The sequence below is a fragment of the Chthonobacter rhizosphaerae genome (assembly GCF_013839525.1).
Classification (GTDB): domain Bacteria; phylum Pseudomonadota; class Alphaproteobacteria; order Rhizobiales; family Pleomorphomonadaceae; genus Chthonobacter; species Chthonobacter rhizosphaerae.
In genome coordinates, this window is sequence record NZ_JACDIS010000002.1 from 73,571 (window position 1) to 95,218 (window position 21,648).

The following is a 21,648-nucleotide window of genomic DNA, read 5'->3' on the forward strand; positions in this document are numbered from 1 at the left end:
TCCTCCAGCCCCGCGAGGACCGCCCTTGGCCACCATCTTCCCGCCCGTCGATCACCACGAAGCGCCCCGGCCGAAGCGCCGGCGCGCCGTTCGCGGCATCCCGGTCCGGATGATCATTCCGAACGCGGTGACGCTGCTCGCCCTCTGCTCCGGCCTCACCTCGATCCGGATGACGATCGAGGGCCGGTGGGAGATCGCCGTCTACGCGATCCTGGTGGCGGCCGTGCTCGACGGCCTCGACGGCCGCATCGCCCGCTATCTGCGCTCCACGTCCCGCTTCGGGGCCGAGCTCGACAGCCTCGCCGACTTCCTCTGCTTCGGCGCCGCGCCGGCCATCCTGCTCTACGGCTGGATCCTCCACGGCGTGAAGTCCTTCGGCTGGCTCGCCGCGCTCGTCCTCGCCATCGCGATGGCGCTCCGCCTCGCCCGGTTCAACGCCATGCTGGACGTGGAGAAGCCCGCCTGGCAGGCGAACTTCTTCACCGGCGTGCCGGCGCCCGCCGGGGCCCTGGCGGTTCTCCTGCCGGTCTACATCTCCTTCGTGGGGGTGGAGTTCGCCCCCTGGGCGGCGCCCATCGTGATCGCCTACGTGTTCCTGATCGCCTTCCTGACGGTCAGCCGCATCCCCACCTTCTCCGGCAAGAAGATGGCGCGCATCCGCCGCGAGTGGGTGCTGCCGGTCCTCGTGGCGCTCGTCGTCCTGGTGAGCCTCATCGTCAGCTTCCCGTTCGAGATGCTGACCGCGATCGTGATCGCCTATCTCGCCTGCATCCCGTTCGGCTGGCGGCACTGGAACCGGCTCGCCCGCGAGCACGGCGCCCGCGAGGACGAGGTCGGCTTCGACGGCGACGGCCAGGTGGTCCTGCCGGCGGACGCGGACGACCTTGGCGGCGAGACCGGCCGCGACCCGCGCTCGCGCTCGTCCTGACCCCCGCCAGGGACATCGATGGCTGCGAAAGCGCCCCCCGTCCTGCCGGGGCGCATGCCGTCAGAGCGGCTTCGACCGCCGCGACTGCAGATCCGCCGCCCGCACCCGGTCGGCGAGCGACGTGCCCGGAAAGGCCTTGCGCAGCAGCCGCAGCGCCTCCTGGCCGGAGACGGCGCCGGCCGCGGCGAGGTGGTCCATCATGGCGAGGACGGTCGCGGTCTCCGCAGCGCCCGCCGGGCTCGCGTCGAGAACGCCGGCCGCTCGGGGCTGACCCTGCTCGAACTCGACGACGGTCATGACGCGCCCTCCCGGTTGTCCACCGGCGGGACCGCGAAGCTCACGCTCGCGCCGGCCGTGTCGAGGACAACGCACGAGATGGTGAATTGATCCCCTGCCGACGGGACCTAAATAGGGAAACGGGCGACGGAACGTTCCGTGGAATGGGATGTTGTCCGAAGACATACCGTGTCGGGAACTTGACCATGCACCGTCACCGCCTTCTGCGCCTCCTCGCCGTGAACGGCCTCGCCGGATCCCTTGCCGGCCTCGTCGTTGTCGGCGGACTTCTCGCCCTCAACGTGGGCGGGCTCGGCAGCCTCGTGGCGGCCGCCGACAACCCGGTCCTGCCGGTCGTGCTGATGACCGTCGGCTTCGTCGTCACCCTGGCGAGCGTCGCCATGGGCTCGGCCGTCATGCGCATCGGCTCCGACGAGGACGAGCGCTTCGAGGGTCGCCTCATCCCGATCCGCATCGAGGCCGAGGACCGCCGCCGCCGGCGGCGCTGACCTGATGTCCGGGCGTCGGCTCCGCTTCAGCTGACGCCTTGCAAAACACGTTGTCTTGCCCGACCTTACCGCAATCGCGAACGGACGGGAGGCGACGATGGACGCGAACTATCCGCGGGACATGATCGGATACGGGCGCACGCCTCCGCACGCGGCGTGGCCGGATGGCGCGAACGTCGCCGTCCAGTTCGTCGTCAACTACGAGGAGGGCGGCGAGAACAGCATCCTCCACGGAGACGCGGCGTCCGAGGCCTTCCTCAGCGAGATCGTCGGGGCCCAGCCCTGGCCCGGCCAGCGCCACATGAACATGGAGTCGATCTACGAATACGGCTCCCGCGCGGGCTTCTGGCGCCTGTGGCGTCTCTTCACCAGCCGCAACGTGCCCGCCACCGTCTACGGCGTCGCCACCGCGCTCGCCCGCAATCCGGAGGCGGTCGCCGCCATGAAGGAGGCGGACTGGGAGATCGCCAGTCACGGCCTCAAGTGGATCGACTACAAGGACTTCACCTACGAGGAGGAGCGCCGCCACATGATGGAGGCGATCCGCATCCACGAGGAGGTGACCGGCGCCCGCCCGCTCGGCTGGTACACGGGCCGCTCGTCCGTCCACACCACGCGGCTCGCCGCGGAGGAGGGCGGTTTCCTCTACTCGTCCGACAGTTACGCCGACGACCTGCCCTACTGGATCAAGGGACCGAACGGCCCGCACCTGATCATCCCCTACACGCTCGACAGCAACGACATGCGGTTCGCCACGAACCAGGGGTTCAACTCGGGCGACCAGTTCTTCACCTACCTGAAGGACGCGTTCGACGTGCTCTACGCCGAGGGCGAGGCCGGTTCGCCCAAGCTCCTCAACGTCGGGCTCCACTGCCGTCTGGTCGGCCGGCCCGGCCGGGTCGCCTCGCTCGCCCGCTTCCTGGACTATGTGCTCGGCCACGAGAAGGTCTGGCTGCCCCGCCGGATCGACATCGCCTGGCACTGGACCGCCCACCACAAGCCGGCCGGCGAGCCCGCCTGAGCCCGGACCCGAGTCGTGGTCGACCCGGCCGCCTGTTCCGGATCGGTCCAAGACGATCCCGTGAATGAAACATTCCCTCGGAATGAGTCGGTGTCGCGAAATGATATTCCACAGCTATAGGGAATCTGGGGATCACTTTTCATCCCCTAACGGCACCCTCGGTAAAAATCGCTAAAAAAACACTTGCCGAACGAAACAGCCGGATTAGCCTGACGATCGCACCTCGGAAGGTCGTGTCGTCCAGGGGCAGTCGGGCCGTCAGGCGTCGACTCGGACCGGCCTTCCGCCAGAACAAGGAGGTCGTTCCATGAGTGTTGCTTTCCTGCCGCGCGCCTTCGTCGCCGCGCTGCTCGCCGGATCGATGCTGGCCGCGGCCGTGGCGCCGGCCGCCGCCGAAGTGGTCTACAACCGCGGTAACGACGGTGACCCGGAGACGCTGGATCCCCAGCTCACCTCCACCGTCGCCGAAATGCACATCATGAAGGATCTCTTCGAAACCCTGGTGGTCTACAACCAGAAGGCCGAGCCGATTCCCGGCGCCGCCACCAGCTGGACCACCTCGCTCGACGGTCGGACCTGGACGTTCAAGCTGCGCGATGGCGCGACCTGGTCGAACGGCGATCCGGTGACGGCGACCGACTTCGTGTTCGCCTGGCGGCGCATCCTCAACCCGGAGACCGGCGCCGAATACGCCTCCATGCTCTATCCGATCAAGGGCGCGCTGGCCTACAACAAGGGCGAGGGCAGGATGGAGGACGTCGCCGTCACCGCGATCGACGACAAGACCCTGGAGGTCGTCCTGGACGGGCCGACCCCGTACTTCGTCGAGATGCTCACCCATCAGGCCACGGTGCCGCTCCACGAGGCGTCCGTGTCCAAGCTCGGGGCCGAGTATTCCAAGCCGGGCAACATGATCACCAACGGCGCCTACACGCTGGTCTCGGCCACGCCCGGCGACAAGGTGGTGCTCGCCAAGAACCCGAAGTTCCACGACGCCGCCAACGTCCAGATCGACACGGTCAACTACATCCCGTTCGAGGACCGCGCCGCCTGCGTGCGCCGCTTCGAGGCGGGCGAGATCGACAGCTGTTCCGATCTTCCGGCCGACCAGATGGCCCAGCTGCGCGAGAAGTTCGGCGATCAGGTCCGCACGCCCCCCTACCTCGGCACCTACTATTTCCCGATCAAGACCGACAAGCCGCCGTTCAACGATCCGAAGGTTCGCCGCGCCCTCGATCTCGCCATCGACCGCGAGTTCCTCGCCGACGAGATCTGGTCGGGCACCATGCTGCCGGCCTATTCCTTCGTGCCGCCCGGCACCGCCAACTACGAGAACGGCCCGACGTCCGACTTCAAGGACATGAGCCAGCTCGACCGTGAGGACGAGGCCAAGAAGCTGATCGAGGAAGCCGGCTTCGGCCCCGGCAAGCCGCTGAAGATCGAGATCTCCTACAACACGAGCGAGAACCACAAGAACACGTCCACGGCCATCGCCGACATGTGGAAGACGGTGCTCGGCGCCGAGGTCACCATGACGAGCCGCGACGCCGCCACCCACTACGCCTACCTGCGCCAGAAGGGCGACTACGACGTCGCGCGCGCCGGCTGGATCGCCGACTACAACGACGCGGAAAGCTTCCTCGGCCTGATGAAGTCCAACAATCCCGGCTTCAACTACGCCAACTACTCCAATCCGGAGTTCGACAAGATCATGGCGGAGTCCTACCAGGAGGGCGACTTGGCCAAGCGTTCCGAGATCCTTAAGGAGGCCGAGAAGATCATCCTCCGGGATACGCCGAACCTCGCGCTCCTCTACTACTCCTCCCACACCCTCTATTCGCCGAAGCTGACCGGCTGGGAAGACAACATCATGAACGTCTATCCGACCCGCTTCCTGAAGCTGCAGAAGTAAGGCGCTGGGGCCGGGCAGGGGCGTCGCTTCCCACCGACGCCCCCTCCTTCCCGCAGGCGCTCCGTATTTCCTTTGTGCGAAGTGCCCCTGAAGGAAGCCGCAACGCGTCGCCCCCGCCATCCTTCCCCTCAGGGGAAGGTGGTCCCGCAGGGACCGGAAGGGGTCGTCTTTCCGGTCTCCACCGGGACCGCAACGGGTCGCCCCCGCCATCCTTCCCCTCAGGGGAAGGTGGTCCCGCAGGGACCGGAAGGGGTCGTCCTTCCGCCTCCACAGCAACCGGGAGGGCCCGCCCTTTCCGATCGTGACTCGGCCCCCGCCGCCTCACCCCGGACCGGCCGGAAGGCAACTCCTTCCGGCCGGCTCCGCCGTCCACCTTCCCCTGAGGGGAGGGATCTCGCGCCTCCTATGCACCGGACCCGTGCCGGCGCTCGTTTCCGTCGGTTTCGTCGTCCGTCCCGCGATCCATGAGACCCCGCCGCCCGGTTGAGGCCTGCCCATGCTGTCCTACATCCTCCGCCGGTTCCTCGGCGCCATCCCGACGCTCTTCGTCATCATCACGGCGTCCTTCTTCATGATGCGCGCGGCGCCCGGCGGCCCGTTCAACCTGGACCGGCCGCTCGACCCCACCGTGATGGCCAACCTCAACCGGGTGTTCCACCTGGACGAGCCGCTGTTCACCCAGTACCTGCGCTACCTCCGCAACCTCCTCGCGGGCGACTTCGGGCCGAGCTTCATCTATCGCGACTTCTCCGTCGGCGACCTCTTCGCCAACGGCCTGCCGGTGTCGATCCAGCTTGGCGGCGGCGCCATCGCGCTCGCGCTCCTGGTCGGCGTCACGGCCGGCGTCTACGCCGCGCTGCGCCAGAATTCCTTCGCCGACTATTTCGTCGTCGCCACCGCCTCCATCGGCACCACCATCCCGACCTTCGTGGTCGCGCCCATCCTGTCGCTGGTGTTCGGCGTCTGGCTCGGCTGGCTGCCGGCCGGCGGCTGGGGCGACGGGGCCATCGCCAACAAGATCCTGCCCATCGTCACCCTGGCGCTGCCGCAGATCGCCGTGATCGCGCGCCTCACCCGCGGCGCCACCATCGAGGCGCTCCGCTCCGACCACGTCCGCACGGCTCGCGCCTACGGCCTGCCGGCCCGCTCCGTGGTGATCACCCACACCCTCAGGGCGTCCATCCTGCCGGTCATCTCCTACCTCGGCCCGGCCGCCGCCGCGCTCGTCACCGGCTCGGTGGTGGTGGAGACCATCTTCGGCATTCCGGGCATCGGCCGCTTCTTCGTCCAGTCGGCCCTCAACCGCGACTACACGCTCGTGATGGGCACCGTGGTGGTGATCGCCATCTTCGTCGTCATCTTCAACCTGATCGTCGATCTCCTCTACGCGTGGCTCGATCCGCGCGTGCGGCTCGACTGAGCGGGAGCTTGCCCATGTCCGTCTCCGACACGACCGCGCCCGTCCCGGCCGCCGGCGAGGGGCGCTCCCTCTGGCAGGACGCCTGGCGCCGCCTTCGCCGCAACAAGGCCGCCGTCCTCAGCGCGCTGGTGCTGGCCGTCGTCATCCTGGCCGCCGTGTTCGGCCCCTATGTGGTGCCGCACGCCTACGACACCGTCTACAGCAACTACGTCCGCACCCCCGCCAGCCTGGAGCCCTATCCCCGCGCCGACGCGATCGAGCCGGAGATCCGCGCCGCGCTCCGCCGCGCCCGGGTGGACATCGCCTCCATCGCGGTGGCGGACGGCGTCGCCACCGTGGAGGTCACGTCCGAGCGGGAGATCGACCCGCGCGTCACCCGCTACCTGGAGCGATCCGACCTGTTCACGAACGGCGCGGTCCAGCGCCTCTCCGACGACAGGCGGTCCGCCACCCTCACGGCCGACGTGCAGCAGTTCCACTTCTACCTCGGCACCGACGGCAACGGCCGCGACATGCTCGCCCGCATCCTGGTCGCCACCCGGGTGTCGCTCGCCATCGGCATCCTGGCCACCGCCGTCGCCCTCGTCATCGGCGTCACCTACGGGGCCGTCGCCGGCTATTTCGGCGGCAAGGTCGACGACGTCATGATGCGCATCGTCGACGTGCTCTATTCGCTGCCCTTCATCTTCTTCGTCATCATGCTGGTGGTCTTCTTCGGGCGGAACTTCGTCCTCATGTTCATCGCGGTCGGCGCCATCGAATGGCTCGACATGGCCCGCATCGTCCGGGGCCAGACCCTCGCGCTCAAGCGCCGCGAGTTCGTCCAGGCGGCCGAGGCGCTCGGCGTGGAGAACGCCGGCATCCTGAAGCGCCACATCATTCCCAACACGCTCGGGCCGGTCGTCATCTACATGACCCTCATGGTGCCCCGGGTCATCATCCTGGAGAGTTTCCTGTCCTTCCTCGGCCTCGGCGTCCAGGAGCCGTTGACCAGCCTCGGCGTCCTCATCGCCGAAGGCGCCCGCAACATCGAGGGCGCCACGTGGCTGCTCGTCTACCCCGCCATCACGCTCGCGCTCGTGCTCTTCGCCCTCAACTTCCTCGGCGACGGCCTGCGCGACGCGCTCGATCCGAAGGACCGCTGACGTGACCGATCCCGTCCTCTCCGTCTCCGGGCTCGACGTCCGCTTCGCCACCCCCGACGGCGACGTGCATGCCGTCAAGGGCGTCTCGCTCCAGGTCGCCCGCGGCGAGACGGTCGCCATCGTGGGCGAGTCCGGCTCCGGCAAGAGCCAGACCATGATGGCCGTCATGGGCCTCCTCGCGTCCAACGGCCGGGTCGCCGGCTCGGCCCGGTACCGCGACCAGGAGCTCGTCGGCCTGCCGCTGAAGCGGCTCAACACCATCCGGGGCTCCAGGATCACCATGATCTTCCAGGAGCCGATGACCTCCCTCGACCCGCTCTACCGGGTCGGCCGCCAGATCGCCGAGCCGCTCATCCATCATCGCGGCCTCGGCCGCCGGCAGGCGCGCGCCCGCGTCGTCGAGCTCCTGCGCCTCGTCGGCATCCCGGAGCCGGAGCGCCGCGTCGACAGCTACCCGCACGAGCTGTCCGGCGGTCAGCGCCAGCGCGTCATGATCGCGATGGCGCTCGCCTGCGAGCCGGACGTCCTCATCGCCGACGAGCCCACGACCGCGCTCGACGTCACCATCCAGGCCCAGATCCTCGATCTCCTCGCCGACCTGAAGGCCCGCCTCGGCATGGCGATCGTCTTCATCACCCACGACCTCGGCATCGTCCGCCGCTTCGCCGACCGGGTCTACGTGATGAAGTCCGGCGAGGTGGTGGAGGAGGGGCCGGTCGGCCGCCTGTTCGCCGCGCCCGCCCACGCCTACACGCGCATGCTCCTCGCCGCCGAACCGACGGGCCGCAAGGAGCCCCCGCCGGACACCGCGCCCGTCCTCCTGGAGGGCCGCAACGTCAAGGTCGGCTTCAGGCTCGGCGGCGGCTTCCTTGCCGGCCCGCCGATCGAGATCAACGCCGTCGACGGCGTCACCGTCCGCCTCGTGCGCGGCCAGACCATCGGCATCGTGGGCGAATCCGGGTCCGGCAAGTCCACCCTCGGCCGGGCGCTCCTGCGCCTCAACCACGGCACGGGCCAGATCCGCTTCGAGCACCACGACATCTCCCGCGCCGACCGGCGCGAGATGCGCCGCTACCGGCGCGAGCTCCAGCTCGTCTTCCAGGATCCGTTCGGCTCCCTGAGCCCGCGCCTCACGGTCGGGCAGATCATCACCGAAGGCCTCCTCGTCCACGAGCCCCGGCTCACCCGGGCCGACCGCGACCGCCGCGCCGTGGAGGCCATGCGGGAAGTCGGCCTCGACCCCGCCACCCGCAATCGCTACCCGCACGAGTTCTCCGGCGGCCAGCGCCAGCGCATCGCCATCGCCCGGGCCATCATCCTGAAGCCGAAGGTGGTCGTCCTCGACGAGCCCACCTCCGCGCTCGACCGGTCGGTGCAGAAGCAGATCGTCGATCTCCTGCGCGACCTCCAGGCCCGCCACGGCCTCTCCTACCTCTTCATCAGCCACGACCTCGCGGTCGTCCGCGCGCTCGCCGACCACATCCTGGTCATGAAGGCGGGAAGGGTGGTGGAGGAGGGTCCGACCGACGCCATCTTCGACGCCCCCCGCCACCCCTACACCCAAGCCCTCATGTCCGCCGCCCTCGGCCACGCCACCCGCCCCGACACAGCTCACGCAGCCGGCTAGCCAGACTCCGAAGTCAGCTCAGAGCCGGTTTACGATCAAGCTTAGCCGGCGTCGGGCCGCGGCCAACCGCACCCATCCCTCCCCTCAGGGGAGGGTCCGGCGCAGCCGGGGGAGGGGTCGCCTTTGTAGTTGGGCGACGGGCGCGTTTTCCGTCCATGAACCCGCCTTGCCACCACCGAACACGACCCCTTCCGGCGCTTCGCGCCACCTTCCCCTTCGGGGAAGGATAACGCCGCGTTCTCCGTCCGCGAACCTGCCTTGCCCCTACCGAAGACCACCCCCTCCAGCACCCCCTCAGCGGATCGGCACCCCGATCGCCCGCGCCCTCCGCATCCGCGGCAGGGCCGGCACGAAAGCGTCCGGCTGGTTCACCCGGTCCTCGGCCACCCGGCGCACCACTTCGCGCACCGCCGCCTTGCGGCCGTCCGGGTGGTAGAACGAGCCCTTCACCTGGATCGCCGCAGCCATCAGGCGCACCAGCGCGTCGCAGAGGCCCAAGTCCACCGCGCCCGGCTCGCGCCAGAAGCCGTCCAGCGGTCCCTGGTGGGTCAGGCCGCGCACGTCGAACACCGCGATGCCGAGCACCTTCGTCGGCCGTCCCAGCCGCAGCGACTGCAGCCCCACCGTAGAGTTCACCACCAGCACGCCCTTGGCGTGGCTGAGGAGCACGCCCAGATTGCCGCCCTCGATCAGGATCACCCTGTCGGCCACCCCGTGCGCTTCGGCGATCCGCCTCACCACCTTCGGCCAGTTCTCGTAGCCGTTGTCGAGCGGATGGGTCTTGATCACCAGCCGGTCCTGGGGATCGGCGTTCGCCTTGAACGATCCGATCACCTCGTCGAGCATCATGGAAAGGTGGCGGTAGGGCGAGTTCGCCCGGATCTGGTAGTCCATCTGCAACTGCAGGGCGACCAGGAAGAACGGCGTCCGCTCCTTCTCCAGGCCGCGCACCACCGCGTCCGCGTGGGCGAGGGCGGCCTTCGACGTGGCGAGCCGCCTCACCCAGGTCAGGTAGTCGACGATCGGGTGATAGTACTTGTCGGCGTCGTAGAACGGATAGAGGAAGCCGCAGAACACCGTCGACAGGTTATACGTCACCTCGTACCAGGCTTCCTGGTTGAAGGTGTGCGAATAGATCTGGGCGACGCTCGCCGCCGGCACCTTGGCGGCGGCCGCGCGGATTAGGTCGGGGTCGTCCGGAAAGTGGGAGTAGACGCCCATTCCGCCCCGCTCCAGCGTCAGCCAGTCGGGCCTCAGATAGCCGAACTCCATGGCGTAGGCGCGGATGCCCAGCCGCTCCGCCAGCGCCTTCGCGGCCACGTGATAGGGGTGCCGGTCCGCGAAATAGAGGATGTCCGTCACCCCCTCGCGGGCGACGAGCGCCTCCAGCCAGGCCGACCAGCCGGACAGGCGGCCGCGATAGTCGAGCGCGCCCTTCCGCCGCCACAGCACCCGGTCGCCCATGCAGAGGTTGACCCGAAGGGTCCGGTGCCCGGCCGCCTCGAACCCGTCCGCCAGGTCCGCCCAGAAGGGCGTCGGTGGCCCTTGGAGAAAAAGCACCGTTCGGCGGCCGCCAGCCAGCGTCATCCAAGCCTCTGTCCCTTGGCCGGCCGCGCGCGCCTCATCCAGGGCGACCAGTCGTCTGTCGGTAGGTTCCGCCCGGCGGGATGTCAATGGCGAGAAGCCGGCAAATCGGCTATCACGCCGGGGCGCCTGGAAACCGCGCCAGACCGAGGCTCATGACCGCTCCGCCCCGCACCGTCCTCTTCCTGCAAGGCCCCGCTTCGCCCTTCATGGCGCGGGTCGGCGCCGAGGTGGCGGCCGCCGGGCATCAGGTGCGGCGAATCAACCTCGCCGTGTCCGACGAGCTCTGCTGGCGCCTGCCCGGCGCCGTCTCGTTCCGCGGCCGGTTCGAGGACTGGCGTCCCTTCGTGGCCGATCATCTCGCGCGCGAGGGCGTCACCGATCTCGCCCTCCTCGGCGACTGCCGGGCCTATCAGGCGGTCGCCATCGAGGAGGCCCATCGGCGCGGCATCCGGGTCCACGCCGTCGAGCACGGCTACTTCCGGCCCGACTGGCTCACCGTGGAGCGGGACGGCATGTCCACCTTCTCCCACGTGCCGCGCGATCCGGACGCGATCCGCGCCCTCGCGCCCGGCTTGCCGGATCCGACCGTGGAGCCCATCGCCGAGGCGAGCTTCCTCACCTACGCGGTCTGGGACGTGATCGCCAACATCGGCAACGTGGTCCTCAACCCGGTCGCCTATTGCCACTACCGGCACCACGCCATCTACCACCCGCTGGTGGAATACGGCGGCTGGCTCCTGAAGTTCGCGCTCGCCGGCACCGAGCGCCGGCACCGCGACCGGGTGCTGAAGGCCATGGCGGCGTCCGGCCGGCCGTTCTGGCTGGTCCCCCTCCAGCTCGCCACCGACTACCAGATCCGGGTCCACAGTCCGTTCCCGCACCTCACCGACGCCGTCCGCTGGATCGTCCGGTCCTTTGCCCGCAACGCGCCGGCCGGCGACGACCTCCTGTTCAAGATCCACCCGCTCGACAACGCGCTCGCCTTCTGGCGCCGGCGCATCGCCCGCGAGGCGCGGGCGGCCGGCGTCGAGGGCCGGGTCCACGTGATCGACGGCGGCGATCTCGACGCCCTCTTGCGGATCACCCGCGGCGTCGTCACGGTCAACTCCACCGTCGGCATCGCGGCCCTGCGGGAGGGCGCGCCGCTGATCGCCCTCGGCAACGCCGTGTTCGACGTGCCGGGCCTCGCCTTCGAGGGGCCGCTCGCCCGCTTCTGGCGCGAGGCCCAGGCGCCGGATCCGGAGCTTGCGCGCGACTTCCTCCGTGTCCTCGCCCACACCACCCAGGTGCGCGGCGGCTTCACGGCCGAGCGCGCCATGGCGATCGGCGCGGCCAACGTGGCGGCCCGCATCCTGGAGGAAGGCGAGCGCCTGCCCCGCATCGCCCCGCAGGACCGGTCGAACCCGCCCTATCGCCGGCTTGCCGAATGGTCAGCCGAAAGGGATCTGCCATGACGTCCCGCTTCTCGTCCGTGGTGCTCACCGGCGCCTCCAGCGGCATCGGTGAAGCCCTCGCCCTGGAGCTCGCCGCTCCGGGCCGGGCGCTTCTCCTCGTCGGGCGCGACGCCGAGCGCCTCGCCGCCGTCGCGGACCGCTGCCGGCGGGCCGGCGCCAACGTGGACACCGCGCTAGTGGATGTGCGCGACGCGGAAGCCCTCGCCGCCACGCTCCTCGCCTTCGACGACCGGCACCCGGTCGACCTTCTCATCGCCAACGCCGGGGTCTCGGCCGGCCTCGCGCCGGGGCGCGGGCCGGAAGCGCCCGGGGTCAGCCGACGGCTCCTCGACATCAACTACGGCGGCATGCTCAACACGGTGGAGCCGCTTCTGCCGCGCCTCATCGCGCGGCGGGGAGGGCGCATCGCCCTCGTGTCCTCGCTGGCGGGTCTGCGCGCCCTGCCGGACATGCCGTCCTACTCGGGCACCAAGGCGGCCGTCCGGGGCTATGGCGTGGCGCTGCGCGGCTGGCTCGCCCGCTATGGGGTCGGCGTCACCCTCGTGTACCCGGGCTTCGTCACCTCGCCCATGTCGGCCCGCCACGGCGGCGCCCGACCGTTCGAGATCAGCGCCGAGAAGGCCGCCCGGCTGATCGTCCGCCGCCTGGAGAAGGGCCGGCGCGTCATCGCCTTCCCGTTCCCGCTCGCCCTCGGCATCTTCCTCGGCAACCTCCTCCCGCCGGCCCTCTCCGACCTCACCATGAAGCCTTTCGAGGCCGACGTGGCCCCCGACGACGGGCGGTGACGTCCTAAATCAGACAATTGGCGGCTTCCCGCGGTTCAGCTACCACTTCCCCTTTGATTGCGCGTCCGCCGGCGGGGGAGCCGGGCGGGCGAGGGCGTCGGCGGAGACCGTCGCCCTTCGGGGGGATCTTACGATGGACGTTCCGTCCCTGGTTCTCGTCATGGCGGCGCTGCTCGTGGTCGTGGCGCTCACCGAGCCGATCGCGCGCGCGGTCCGGCTGCCGTCCAGCGTGGTGCTCGCCGGGTTCGGCGTCGGCGTCGGGCTGGTCGCGACGGTCCTCATCCACGGCGGCGTGGTGCCTGCGGACAACGCCACCGCGCGCTTCTTCGCCGACCTGCCGATCGGCTCGGACATCTTCATCTACGTCTTCCTGCCGACGCTGCTCTTCCATTCCGCCCTCGGCATGGACATCCACCAGCTCGCCGAGGACGGCGTGCCGGTGCTCATGCTCGCGGTCATCGCAGTCGTGGTGGCGACGCTCGCCATCGGTTTCGCCCTCTGGCCCGTCGCCGGCGTCTCCCTCGCCGCCTGCCTCCTTCTCGGCTGCATCGTGGCCACCACCGACCCGGTGGCGGTGATCGGCATCTTCAAGGACGTGGGCGCGCCCGAACGCCTCGTCCGCCTCGTGGAAGGCGAGAGCCTCCTCAACGACGCGGCCGCCATCACCATGTTCGTGGTCTTCTCCGCGCTCCTCACCTCCACGGCGGCGGTGGACGGCACTCTGGTGGCGCTCGATTTCCTGGTCATCCCGCTCGGCGGGGCCGTGGTCGGCGTGGTGGCGGGGAGGGCGACCGCCGGCCTGATCGGGGTCGTCGGCGACAACCGCCTGGTCGAGGTCTCGCTCAGCCTCGCCTTGCCCTATCTCGCCTATGTGGTCGCCGAGCAGCTTTTCCACCTGTCTGGCGTCATCGCCGTGGTGGCCGCCGGCCTCACCCTGGCGAGCGCCGGCCCGGCGCGCATGACCCCGGAGGCCTGGCGCTACCTGAAGGACATCTGGGACCAGCTCGCCTTCTGGTTCTCCAGCCTCATCTTCCTCCTCGCCTCCATCCTGATCCCGCGCCTTCTCGGCGGCGTCGACGCCTACGACGTCCTCCTCCTCGGCGTGGTGATCGTCGCGTCCCTGGCGGCCCGCTGGATCATCCTGTTCGGCGTGTTGCCGCTCCTCACCGCCGCGAACCTGTCGCCGCCCGTCTCCGGCGACTACCGGCTCGTCATCTTCTGGGGCGGCCTTCGCGGCGCCGCCACCCTGGCGCTCGCGCTCGCCGTCACCGAGAACGCCGCCATGCCGCCGGAAGTGGCGCGCTTCGTGGCCGTGCTCGCCACCGGCTTCACCCTGTTCACCCTCCTCGTCCAGGGGCTCACCCTCCGTCCGTTGATGCGCAGCCTCAGGCTCGACAGGCTCACCGCCGTCGATCAGGTCCTGCGCGACCGGGCGGTCGCCGTCGCCTATGCGCACGTGGCCGACCGGGTGGCCGACGTGGCGGCCCGGCATCAGCTCGACTCCGCCCCCACCGCCGATCTCGTCGAGGCCTACCGGGCGCGCGGCGCGTCCGCGCGCACCGCCGCCGAGACGACCACGCTCCTCGGCGCCGACGACCGGCTCGCGCTCGCCCTCGTGGCCGTCGCCGGGCGGGAGCGCGAGCTCGTGCTGCAGCACGCCGGGGAGGGCACCGTCAGCCAGGACCTGGTCGATCGCCTGCTTTCCCAGGCCCGCGGCTTCCTCGACGCCGCCCGGCTCAAGGGCGTCGCCGGCTACCGGGCCTTCGCCGAGAAGCGGCTCGCCTTCACCTGGCGGGACCACCTCGCCTACCGGGTGCACGCCCGGCTCGGCATCGACCGTTTCCTCGCCCGTCGCCTGGAGGACCGGTTCGAACTCCTCATGGAGACCCGCATCGTCCTCGACCAGGTGCTGCCCTTCGTCGAGCAGGACGTCACGCCCGTGTTCGGCACCGAGACCGGCGACGCCGTCCGGCGGGTCCTCGGCGAGCGCCGGACCGCGGTCAACCGCGCCATGGAGGCGCTCCGGCTCCAGTACCCGGACTACGCGGACGCCCTGGAGCGCCGCTTCCTCGCCCGGGTCGGCCTAGCCCTGGAGGCCCGGCACGTGGACTCCCTCCACGAGAACGGCCTCGTCAACGCCGAGGTGCACCGCGACCTCGCCCGCTCGATCGCGGCGGCGCAGGCGCGGACAGCCGGCCGCCTCGCCCTCGACCTCGGCCTCGACACCGCCGTCCTCGTCGCCCGCACGCCGCTCTTCGCCGACTTCACGGCGGAGCAGCGGGCCGAGATCGCCCGGCTTCTCAAGCCGGTGGTCGTCCTTCCCGGCCAGACCTTCATCCGCCGGGGCGAGAAGGGCGAGACCGCCTACTTCATCTCCTCCGGCGCCGTCTCGGTGGACACCGGCCGGAGCGAGATCCGGCTCGGCCGGGGGGACATCGTCGGCGAGATGGCGCTCCTCACCCGGCTGCCCCGATCCGCCACCGTCACCGCCATCGGCTACTGCTCCCTGCTCGCCCTCTCCCGGCGCGACCTCGACCAGATGCTCGCCGGGCATCCGGTCCTGGAGGCGCACATGCGCCGCGTCGCGGAGGAGCGTCGCCGCCAGAACATCGCCGCCGTCGCCGACGGACCCTGATCCGGCGGCTGGGGATAACCTGGGGATCATAGTGGGGATAACTTCGGGGACAACTGTGGGGACAACCTGCCGATCGGTCGCCGGCCGGGGGTCGACCGGCGACGCTCAGCCCGTCGGGCGGCTGCGGTCGGCGAGGCGGCGGTAGAAATCCGCGAGCGCCGGGATCGCGGCCGACATGTCGGCGACACGCGGGTGTGTGGGGGGCGATTTTCCGACGACAAAGTCCGCGATGAGGGCCTCATGCCGGGCCACATCGGCCTGTGTGGGCGCCATGTGGGCGGGGAGAACCGTCGCGATCGGAGCGCGCTCCGTGCGCCCGCGCACCGCGATCCGGTCGAGCGTCAGCACCGGCATGATCCCCGCCACACGGGCCCGCGTCTCCTCCCCGAGCACGATCGGCACGCCATAGTCCTTCGAGGCGCCTTCCAGCCGGGATGCGAGATTCACCGCATCCCCTAGGACCGTATAGTCAAATCGCGCCGTCGACCCCATGTTGCCGACCACGCAGTCGCCCGTGTTGACGCCAACGCCGACCGCGATCGAGGGCAGCGGCTGTCCCGACGGGTCCGCTTCCTGGCGCAGTTGCTCATCGAAACGCCGCGCCGCCTCCACCATCCCCAACGCCGCCTCCACCGCATGAACCGCATGGTCCGGATCGGGCAAAGGGGCGTTCCAGAAGGCCATCACACAATCTCCGATGTACTTGTCGATTGTGCCGCCGCGCTTCAACACCTCCTCCGAAAGCGGGTCGAGGAGGCGGTTGACGAGGGTCGTGAGGCGTTCGGGGTCATCCTTAAGTCGTTCCGCTATCGAGGTGAATCCGCGAACGTCGCAGAACAGCACGGTCAGCGTCCGCCGGTCGCCGCCGAGCTTCAGGGCGGCCGGGTCGCGGGCCAGCCGTTCAACCAGATCGGGTGCCAGGTAGTGTTCGAACGCCCGCGTCACCATCTGCCGCATCCGCCGTTCGGCCACGAAATCGCGGGCCCCCACGAGCCCGAGGGCGAGCGCGACGGTCACCATGGGCGCCGCCGGCGAGACCCAAATCCGGCCGAGGAGGAGCAGCGCCGCGCTGCCGCCGACGAGAAGCAGCGCCAGCCCGAGACCCGCCGCCACCGTGCGCCAACTCGTGCCCGTAAGCACCGACGCCGCCGCCGAAATCGCCGCCAGGGCGATCAGCAGGATCTCCGCCCAGGCCGGCACCGGCGCGATCGCGAGCCCGCGCCGGAGCGTCTCCAGAAGCGTCGCCTGCACCTCCACGCCGGAGGTCAGCTGGTTCGTCCGCGTCGTATAGGACGTCGCGAACGCATCGGCCCCGCCGGCGTCCGCCGAGGCCGCCGACTGCAGGCTGAGGCCGACCAGGACGATCTTGTCCTTCAGGAAATCAGGCGGCAGGAACGCAGCCGGATCAAGGGCTTGGTAGTAGGACACGGTCGGAATGGTCCGCGCCGGACCGAAGGCCGGAACGAGCGCCCCGGCCGGCACCGGCGGGATCTCGCCGGCGAGATCGGCGAGCCGGCGCGCGAACCCGTCCTCGTAGGGCGGCATCCGGCGGATGACGCCGTCGCCGTCGAGAAGGACGGACGCGAGACCTGCGACCGCGCCCGTCATGGTGAACTCCGGCAGCGGCTCGGTCCGCACCACGCTGGAGGCCTGCGGCTGCTCGATCAGAGTCTCGTCGGCGGCGAGCACCACGTCCGGGCCGAGCGCCGCCGCGAGCGCCACGTCGTCGGCCATGTCGGCGGACGGCTCGGCGAAGATGAGGTCGAGCCCGATCGCCTTGACGCCCGCCTCCCGCAGCGCCGCCACCAGCCGCCCGTGCATCGATCGCGGCCAGGGCCACTGTCGGCCCACGTCCGCGAAGGACGGCTCGTCGATGGCGACCACCACCACCTCGCCGGACGGATCCGGCGGGGCGGCGGTGACCAGGAGGTCGAAGATCCGCGCGTCCAGGAGACGCCAGGTCGGCACCGCCGTGAGGAGCGCCCCGACCAGGCTGGCGACCAGGGCGACGGCCGCCACCGCGGCCGCCCGCCTCCGGCCTCCGCGGGCGCCCGCCATCGCTCAGAACCGGACGGCGACCCGGCCGACGACCGTACGGCCCCAGCCGGGGGTGTCGGGGGCGACGTCGAAGTCCTCGTCCAGGATGTTGTAGACCGAGAGGTCCAGCTGGAAGCGCCGGTCCAGCGGCTCCCAGGTGACGTTCGCGTCCAAGGTCACGTAGGGGTCCAGTTCGGTCCCGGCGAGGTCGCCGCTGCGCTCGCCCACGTAGGTGGATGACAGGGTCGCCCGCACCCGGGACGGATGAGCGTAGGTGATGCCGGCCCGGGCGGCCATGTCCGGCACGAACGGGATGGCGTCGTCGAAGCCCGGCGCGTCGAGGCCGTTGTCCGACCGGGCATAGGCGACGGTCGCGAAAGCGCCGAAACCGCCGCCGATCCAGGCATTCGCGGTCAGCGCCACCCGGTCGATCGAGCCGTTTTCGAGGGCGATCCCGGTGAGCGAACCGGGCACCGTGAGGCTCACGCCGTCGAGGTCCTGGTGCTGGTATTCCACGGAGGTGAAGAAGCGCTCGGTCCATTCGGCGTCCCAGCGGACCGCGACGGTGTCCACCTGGCCGCCGACGCCCACGGACGGTTCGTTGGCCTCCAGGCCGAGCACGCCCACGGGCGACAGGGTGACGAGCGTCGGCAGGGTGGTTTCCCGCGCCGCCATGGCGCGGACCGAGTGCCCCTCGAAGAAGGACCAGCTCGCGCCGATGCGCGGCTCCAGGCGCGATATGTCGGTGCCCTCGCCGTCGAGGAGTGTGCCGAACACGGCGGCCTCCAGGCCGATATCGTCGGTCGGCTTGGCGAGGACGTCGAGGAAGGCGCGGCCGAGGCGGTATTCGGCATCTACACGGCCCTCGGAAATCTCAACCGGGTCAGGCACGTAGATCGCCCGGCCGATGCTCCGGGTGGTCTTCAGGATGCCGGCGTCGGCGCCATAGCGCACGGTCACCGGGCCGAAGCCGACCGCATGGGCGATCGACCCCACCAGCGTGTCGCTGTCCTCGTCGGTGGTGTCGCGGGCGAGCAGGCTGCCGCCGCCGAAGGGCACGAGGCCGAACTGGCGGGTGCGCTGCTCCGCCGTGGTGGCGGACACCGCCGTCGTGAGCACGTTCCGGTGGGCGAAGGTGTGGCTCCAGGCCAGCACGCCCTGGCCGACGGTCGCCTGCCGGCCGTTGAACGGGTTGCGGTCGGTGTCGGGTCCCACATAGGGCGTGTCGTTGTCGCTGAGGATGCCCATCGCGATGATGCGATCGTCCGGCGAGGGCTCCGCGCCCAGGATGACGGTGCCGGTGAGGCCGCCTTCGCCCACGGTCGTGATGCCGTCCGTGTCGTCGGTCAGCCGGCGCTCCACATTGGCCACGAAGCTGACCGGAATGGGCGCGTTCGAATAGCCCTGGACCTCGGCGAAGCCGATCTTGCCGTTGCTCTCGTCGCGGACGATGAAGCCGCCGCCGCCGCTCGCCTCCACGAACGGCGCCCGCACGATCTGCACCCGCCGACGCGGCGAGGCGACCGCCAGCGGATCGAGCGCGAGACCCTGGACGAGATTGGAGAAGGCCTTGGTGCCGGACCCGAACGACGGCTGCGTTCCATCGTAGGTCGGCGCGTCGAACACCGGGTCGGTGGTGCCGATGATCGACTGGTCGATGTAGCCGCCGGCTTCGAACGGGTCGAACACCGCCGCGCTGTAGTAGCGGCCCCAGGCGTCGAGATCGAGGAAGCGGAAGGCCTCCGCGACCGTGGAGCCCTCCTCGCGGCTCGCCGCGAGCGAGGCGAAGTCGCCGCCCCGGCCGCGGGCGAGCCGGACCGATTCGCGGGCGGACCGGATGGCGTCGTCGGCCCGGTATTCGTCGAGGGCGAGCTTGGTGGCGAACACGGGCGCGAGCGGATCGAAGGGATCGAGCCGCGCCGCGTTGTCGATGGCCTGCCGCCCGGCTTCGGCGTCGCCGGTCTGGTAGGAGGCGGCGGCGAGGAGGAGGAGCGCGTTGGACGCGGCCGGATTGGCGGTCGAGCCCTTCAGGAGATTCTGGAGGGCGAGATCGTTCTCGCCGCGCTGCAGGTGCCAGCGGCCGAGGGCCGTGTAGGCCACGTGGAGCGACGGGTCGAGCGCCAGCGCCTTGTCGATGGCCGCCTTGGCGTCATCGAGCCGGTTCTGGTCCAGGTAGATCAACGCCAGGTTGGCATAAGGGAGCGCGTCCTCCGGCTCCAGCTCGATCGCCTTCAGGTAGGCCGCCTCGGCCTGGTGGCTGTCGTCGCGCTCGGCGTAGAGCATGCCGAGCGCGTCCCAGACGGAGGTGCTGCCGGGCTGCAGCTCGCGGGCGCGGAGGAGGTCCGCCTCGGCGCCCTTCAGGTCGCGCTCGAACTCGGCCCTGTAGTGGGCGCGGGCGAGGAGCACCACCGGATTGTCCGGGTCGAGCGCGACGGCGCGCTCCACGGCGGCCTTCATGCCCTCCCGGTCGCCTTCCAGGAGCGCCAGCTGGGCGCGGACGGCCGGCAGCAGGGCTTCGTCGGGATGGCGGCGCTCGGCCGCCTCCAGCCGGGCGATGGCCGCCGGCGTGCCGTTCACGAAGGCGTCCAGGTACGCTTCGGCGAGCGCGGTGTTCGGCCCGCCGCCGCGGACGGGCGGCGGCGGCTCGGCGCGGCTGGGGTTAGCCAGCGAGCGGGCGATATAGGCCGAATAGGCGGCGACGCCCCGGCGTTCCGGATCGAGGCGCGGCTGGGCGCGCTGGAGGAGCGCGGCCGCCTCGGCGTAGCGGGTGCGGGAGCCGAGGGCGAGTCCTTCCACGAGGTCCACCCGCGCGCTCTGGGCCGGGGTGAGCCGCGCGCGGCGGGCGGCGGCGATGGCGGCCTCGGCGGCTTTCGGGCCGTCCAGCGACAGGGTCAGTTCGGCATCGAGGACGAGATCCTCGGCGGTCCTGAGACTCGCCGGCACGGCGGCGATTCGCCGGTGCTCGGCCACGGCCCGGCGGGAGGGCAGGGTGCTCGGATAGAGAAAGCTGAACGCGCCGCGCAGCGACACGTAGAATTGCATCTGCTCGCGGTCCTTGGGCCGGACGAGCACGACCTTGGTGGGCGCTTCGCCGATGGCGGCCGTGGCGGCCTCGCCCTCCCGGACCAGCACGGAGCCCTGCGGGTTGAAGAGCTCGACCGCGCCCTCCAGCACGATGAGCGCGGTCCGGCCGTCGGGAGCGACGGTGAGCGACCAGTCGGTGCCGCGGACCGCCGCCGCCGCGGCGGGCGTCTCCACGGTCACGCCCGCGCCGCCCCGGGCCGCACGGGCCCAGATGGCGCCCTGCTGCAGCTGAAGGCGGGCGTCGCCGTTGGCGCGCACGTCCTTGACAACGAGCGTGGTGTTGCGGCCGATGCGCACCTGGGTGCGGTCGGCGAACAGGATGGCGAGCTGGCCGAGGGCATTGGTGCGCAGGGTGTCGCCGGAGAGGACCACCTGGGTCGGATCCACGCCGCGCCAGCCGGGCGCCTCGACGAACGTGATCTCCTCGCCGGACTTGACGGCGATCACCGCGCCGGCATTCGGATCGGGCCGCGGCACGGGCTCCGCGAGCGCCGGCAGGGCCAAGAGCGCGGCCGCGAGCGCGCCGCCGAGACGAAAGGAATACATGGTGGATAATGTTCAGCCATCGCCTATAAGTCGGATCAATAGACGGGGGCCACTTCAGGCTGTCAATTGCGAGGAATCGCGGCTCTCCGCGGCTTTCCGGGCGAAATCCGGAGAGCGTTGCGAACGGGCATCGCGCCGGACCAGGACGGACGACGGACGATGGCGACGAAGGACGAATACTTCGATCATCTGAAGGAGGTGAACCGAACCTTCTATGACCAGGTGCGCGGAGCGGACCAGAAGGCGGCCTACATCTTCACCTTCATGCTGGCCCTGCTGATCTGGTCGTCCGAGGCGCGGGACATGTTCACGCTGCACCGCTACGTGGGCGCGCCCCTGCCGGTGATCGCCTGCTCGGCGCTGGCGGCCGTGTCGCTGCTGACCGCCGCCATGGCGGCGATCCTCGTCGTGATGCCGCGCCGGCGCGAGGGCGGATCCTCGCTGTTCTGGGGCAGCTGGGACGCCTCCTCGCTCGCCCTGAAGGAGGCCGAGGCGCGCGGCGACCTGGACTTCCTGATGAACGAATACCGCACCAACATCACCCATCTGGCGGCGATCTGCCGGACCAAGTACCGGCTGGTGGCGCTGGCCTTCCGGGCGCTGGCCGTCGCGCTCCTCGCCCACTTCGCCGTGCTGGCGATCTCCTGACTGTTCGGCGGCGATGGGATCTGAGGCTTGCCGG

15 protein-coding genes are annotated in these 21,648 nt (G+C 70.5%); 11 read left to right on the top strand and 4 right to left on the bottom strand.

From position 1 onward, the window contains the following. The first annotated feature begins 25 nt into the window (after positions 1-25). Positions 26-928 carry a CDP-alcohol phosphatidyltransferase family protein gene (locus HND91_RS04200; protein ID WP_246329300.1) on the top strand — a complete coding sequence of 301 codons (903 nt, stop codon included), beginning with the start codon at positions 26-28 and terminating at the stop codon, positions 926-928. A gap of 60 nt (positions 929-988) precedes the next feature. Here the strand turns inward: HND91_RS04200 and HND91_RS04205 are convergent, their stop codons facing one another. After that, on the bottom strand, positions 989-1,225 hold the full coding sequence (locus HND91_RS04205) for a transferase (protein ID WP_181705293.1): 237 nt from the start codon (positions 1,223-1,225) through the stop codon (positions 989-991). Between the two features lie 185 nt (positions 1,226-1,410). Between HND91_RS04205 and HND91_RS04210 the strand changes: the two genes are divergently transcribed. From HND91_RS04210 to HND91_RS04235, 6 genes are all read left to right on the top strand, one after another. Further along, positions 1,411-1,713 carry a hypothetical protein gene (locus HND91_RS04210; RefSeq protein WP_210272584.1) on the top strand — a complete coding sequence of 101 codons (303 nt, stop codon included), beginning with the start codon at positions 1,411-1,413 and terminating at the stop codon, positions 1,711-1,713. A gap of 97 nt (positions 1,714-1,810) precedes the next feature. Continuing rightward, positions 1,811-2,734, top strand: coding sequence for an allantoinase PuuE (gene puuE, locus HND91_RS04215; RefSeq protein WP_181705294.1), 924 nt, complete (start codon positions 1,811-1,813; stop codon positions 2,732-2,734). Between the two features lie 307 nt (positions 2,735-3,041). Next, entirely contained in the window at positions 3,042-4,646 is a 1,605-nt protein-coding gene (locus tag HND91_RS04220) for a peptide ABC transporter substrate-binding protein (RefSeq protein WP_181705295.1), read from the top strand. Between the two features lie 496 nt (positions 4,647-5,142). After that, positions 5,143-6,066, top strand: a complete 924-nt coding sequence (gene oppB, locus HND91_RS04225) for an oligopeptide ABC transporter permease OppB (protein ID WP_181705296.1) — start codon at positions 5,143-5,145, stop codon at positions 6,064-6,066. Between the two features lie 14 nt (positions 6,067-6,080). Beyond that, positions 6,081-7,211 (top strand): ABC transporter permease, encoded by a 1,131-nt coding sequence (locus tag HND91_RS04230; RefSeq protein ID WP_181705297.1) that lies wholly within the window; start codon positions 6,081-6,083, stop codon positions 7,209-7,211. A 1-nt stretch (position 7,212) separates the two neighbouring features. Next, positions 7,213-8,838, top strand: a complete 1,626-nt coding sequence (locus tag HND91_RS04235) for an ABC transporter ATP-binding protein (protein WP_343057088.1) — start codon at positions 7,213-7,215, stop codon at positions 8,836-8,838. Positions 8,839-9,132: 294 nt separating this feature from the next. Here the strand turns inward: HND91_RS04235 and HND91_RS04240 are convergent, their stop codons facing one another. After that, entirely contained in the window at positions 9,133-10,425 is a 1,293-nt protein-coding gene (locus HND91_RS04240; protein ID WP_181705298.1) for a capsule biosynthesis protein, read from the bottom strand. Positions 10,426-10,577: 152 nt separating this feature from the next. On the opposite strand from HND91_RS04240, the gene HND91_RS04245 reads away from it, so the two are divergent. The 3 genes from HND91_RS04245 to HND91_RS04255 all read left to right on the top strand — a co-directional run bounded on the left by HND91_RS04245 (position 10,578) and on the right by HND91_RS04255 (position 15,299). Next, entirely contained in the window at positions 10,578-11,879 is a 1,302-nt protein-coding gene (locus tag HND91_RS04245) for a capsule biosynthesis protein (RefSeq protein ID WP_181705299.1), read from the top strand. Beyond that, positions 11,876-12,664, top strand: a complete 789-nt coding sequence (locus tag HND91_RS04250) for an SDR family NAD(P)-dependent oxidoreductase (protein ID WP_181705300.1) — start codon at positions 11,876-11,878, stop codon at positions 12,662-12,664. Before HND91_RS04245 ends, HND91_RS04250 begins: the two co-directional genes overlap by 4 nt. A 133-nt stretch (positions 12,665-12,797) precedes the next feature. Continuing rightward, positions 12,798-15,299 carry a cation:proton antiporter gene (locus tag HND91_RS04255; RefSeq protein WP_181705301.1) on the top strand — a complete coding sequence of 834 codons (2,502 nt, stop codon included), beginning with the start codon at positions 12,798-12,800 and terminating at the stop codon, positions 15,297-15,299. Between the two features lie 105 nt (positions 15,300-15,404). Here HND91_RS04255 and HND91_RS04260 read toward each other — a convergent pair whose 3' ends face one another. Together HND91_RS04260 and HND91_RS04265 are read right to left on the bottom strand one after the other, a co-directional pair. Then, positions 15,405-17,357 (bottom strand): CHASE2 domain-containing protein, encoded by a 1,953-nt coding sequence (locus tag HND91_RS04260; protein WP_181705302.1) that lies wholly within the window; start codon positions 17,355-17,357, stop codon positions 15,405-15,407. Between the two features lie 3 nt (positions 17,358-17,360). Next, positions 17,361-20,966 carry a TonB-dependent receptor domain-containing protein gene (locus tag HND91_RS04265; protein WP_181705303.1) on the bottom strand — a complete coding sequence of 1,202 codons (3,606 nt, stop codon included), beginning with the start codon at positions 20,964-20,966 and terminating at the stop codon, positions 17,361-17,363. Positions 20,967-21,125: 159 nt separating this feature from the next. On the opposite strand from HND91_RS04265, the gene HND91_RS04270 reads away from it, so the two are divergent. Next, positions 21,126-21,614 (top strand): Pycsar system effector family protein, encoded by a 489-nt coding sequence (locus HND91_RS04270; protein ID WP_181705304.1) that lies wholly within the window; start codon positions 21,126-21,128, stop codon positions 21,612-21,614. Positions 21,615-21,648 lie beyond the last annotated feature (34 nt).

Bases quoted from the DNA above. Each gene is read 5' to 3' on its own strand.
- HND91_RS04205 (WP_181705293.1), bottom strand. From the start codon at position 1,225: ATGACCGTCGTCGAGTTCGAGCAGGGTCAGCCCCGAGCGGCCGGCGTT.
- HND91_RS04210 (WP_210272584.1), top strand. From the start codon at position 1,411: ATGCACCGTCACCGCCTTCTGCGCCTCCTCGCCGTGAACGGCCTCGCC.
- puuE (WP_181705294.1), top strand. From the start codon at position 1,811: ATGGACGCGAACTATCCGCGGGACATGATCGGATACGGGCGCACGCCT.
- HND91_RS04220 (WP_181705295.1), top strand. From the start codon at position 3,042: ATGAGTGTTGCTTTCCTGCCGCGCGCCTTCGTCGCCGCGCTGCTCGCC.
- oppB (WP_181705296.1), top strand. From the start codon at position 5,143: ATGCTGTCCTACATCCTCCGCCGGTTCCTCGGCGCCATCCCGACGCTC.
- HND91_RS04230 (WP_181705297.1), top strand. From the start codon at position 6,081: ATGTCCGTCTCCGACACGACCGCGCCCGTCCCGGCCGCCGGCGAGGGG.
- HND91_RS04240 (WP_181705298.1), bottom strand. From the start codon at position 10,425: ATGACGCTGGCTGGCGGCCGCCGAACGGTGCTTTTTCTCCAAGGGCCA.
- HND91_RS04245 (WP_181705299.1), top strand. From the start codon at position 10,578: ATGACCGCTCCGCCCCGCACCGTCCTCTTCCTGCAAGGCCCCGCTTCG.
- HND91_RS04250 (WP_181705300.1), top strand. From the start codon at position 11,876: ATGACGTCCCGCTTCTCGTCCGTGGTGCTCACCGGCGCCTCCAGCGGC.
- HND91_RS04255 (WP_181705301.1), top strand. From the start codon at position 12,798: ATGGACGTTCCGTCCCTGGTTCTCGTCATGGCGGCGCTGCTCGTGGTC.
- HND91_RS04260 (WP_181705302.1), bottom strand. From the start codon at position 17,357: ATGGCGGGCGCCCGCGGAGGCCGGAGGCGGGCGGCCGCGGTGGCGGCC.
- HND91_RS04265 (WP_181705303.1), bottom strand. From the start codon at position 20,966: ATGTATTCCTTTCGTCTCGGCGGCGCGCTCGCGGCCGCGCTCTTGGCC.
- HND91_RS04270 (WP_181705304.1), top strand. From the start codon at position 21,126: ATGGCGACGAAGGACGAATACTTCGATCATCTGAAGGAGGTGAACCGA.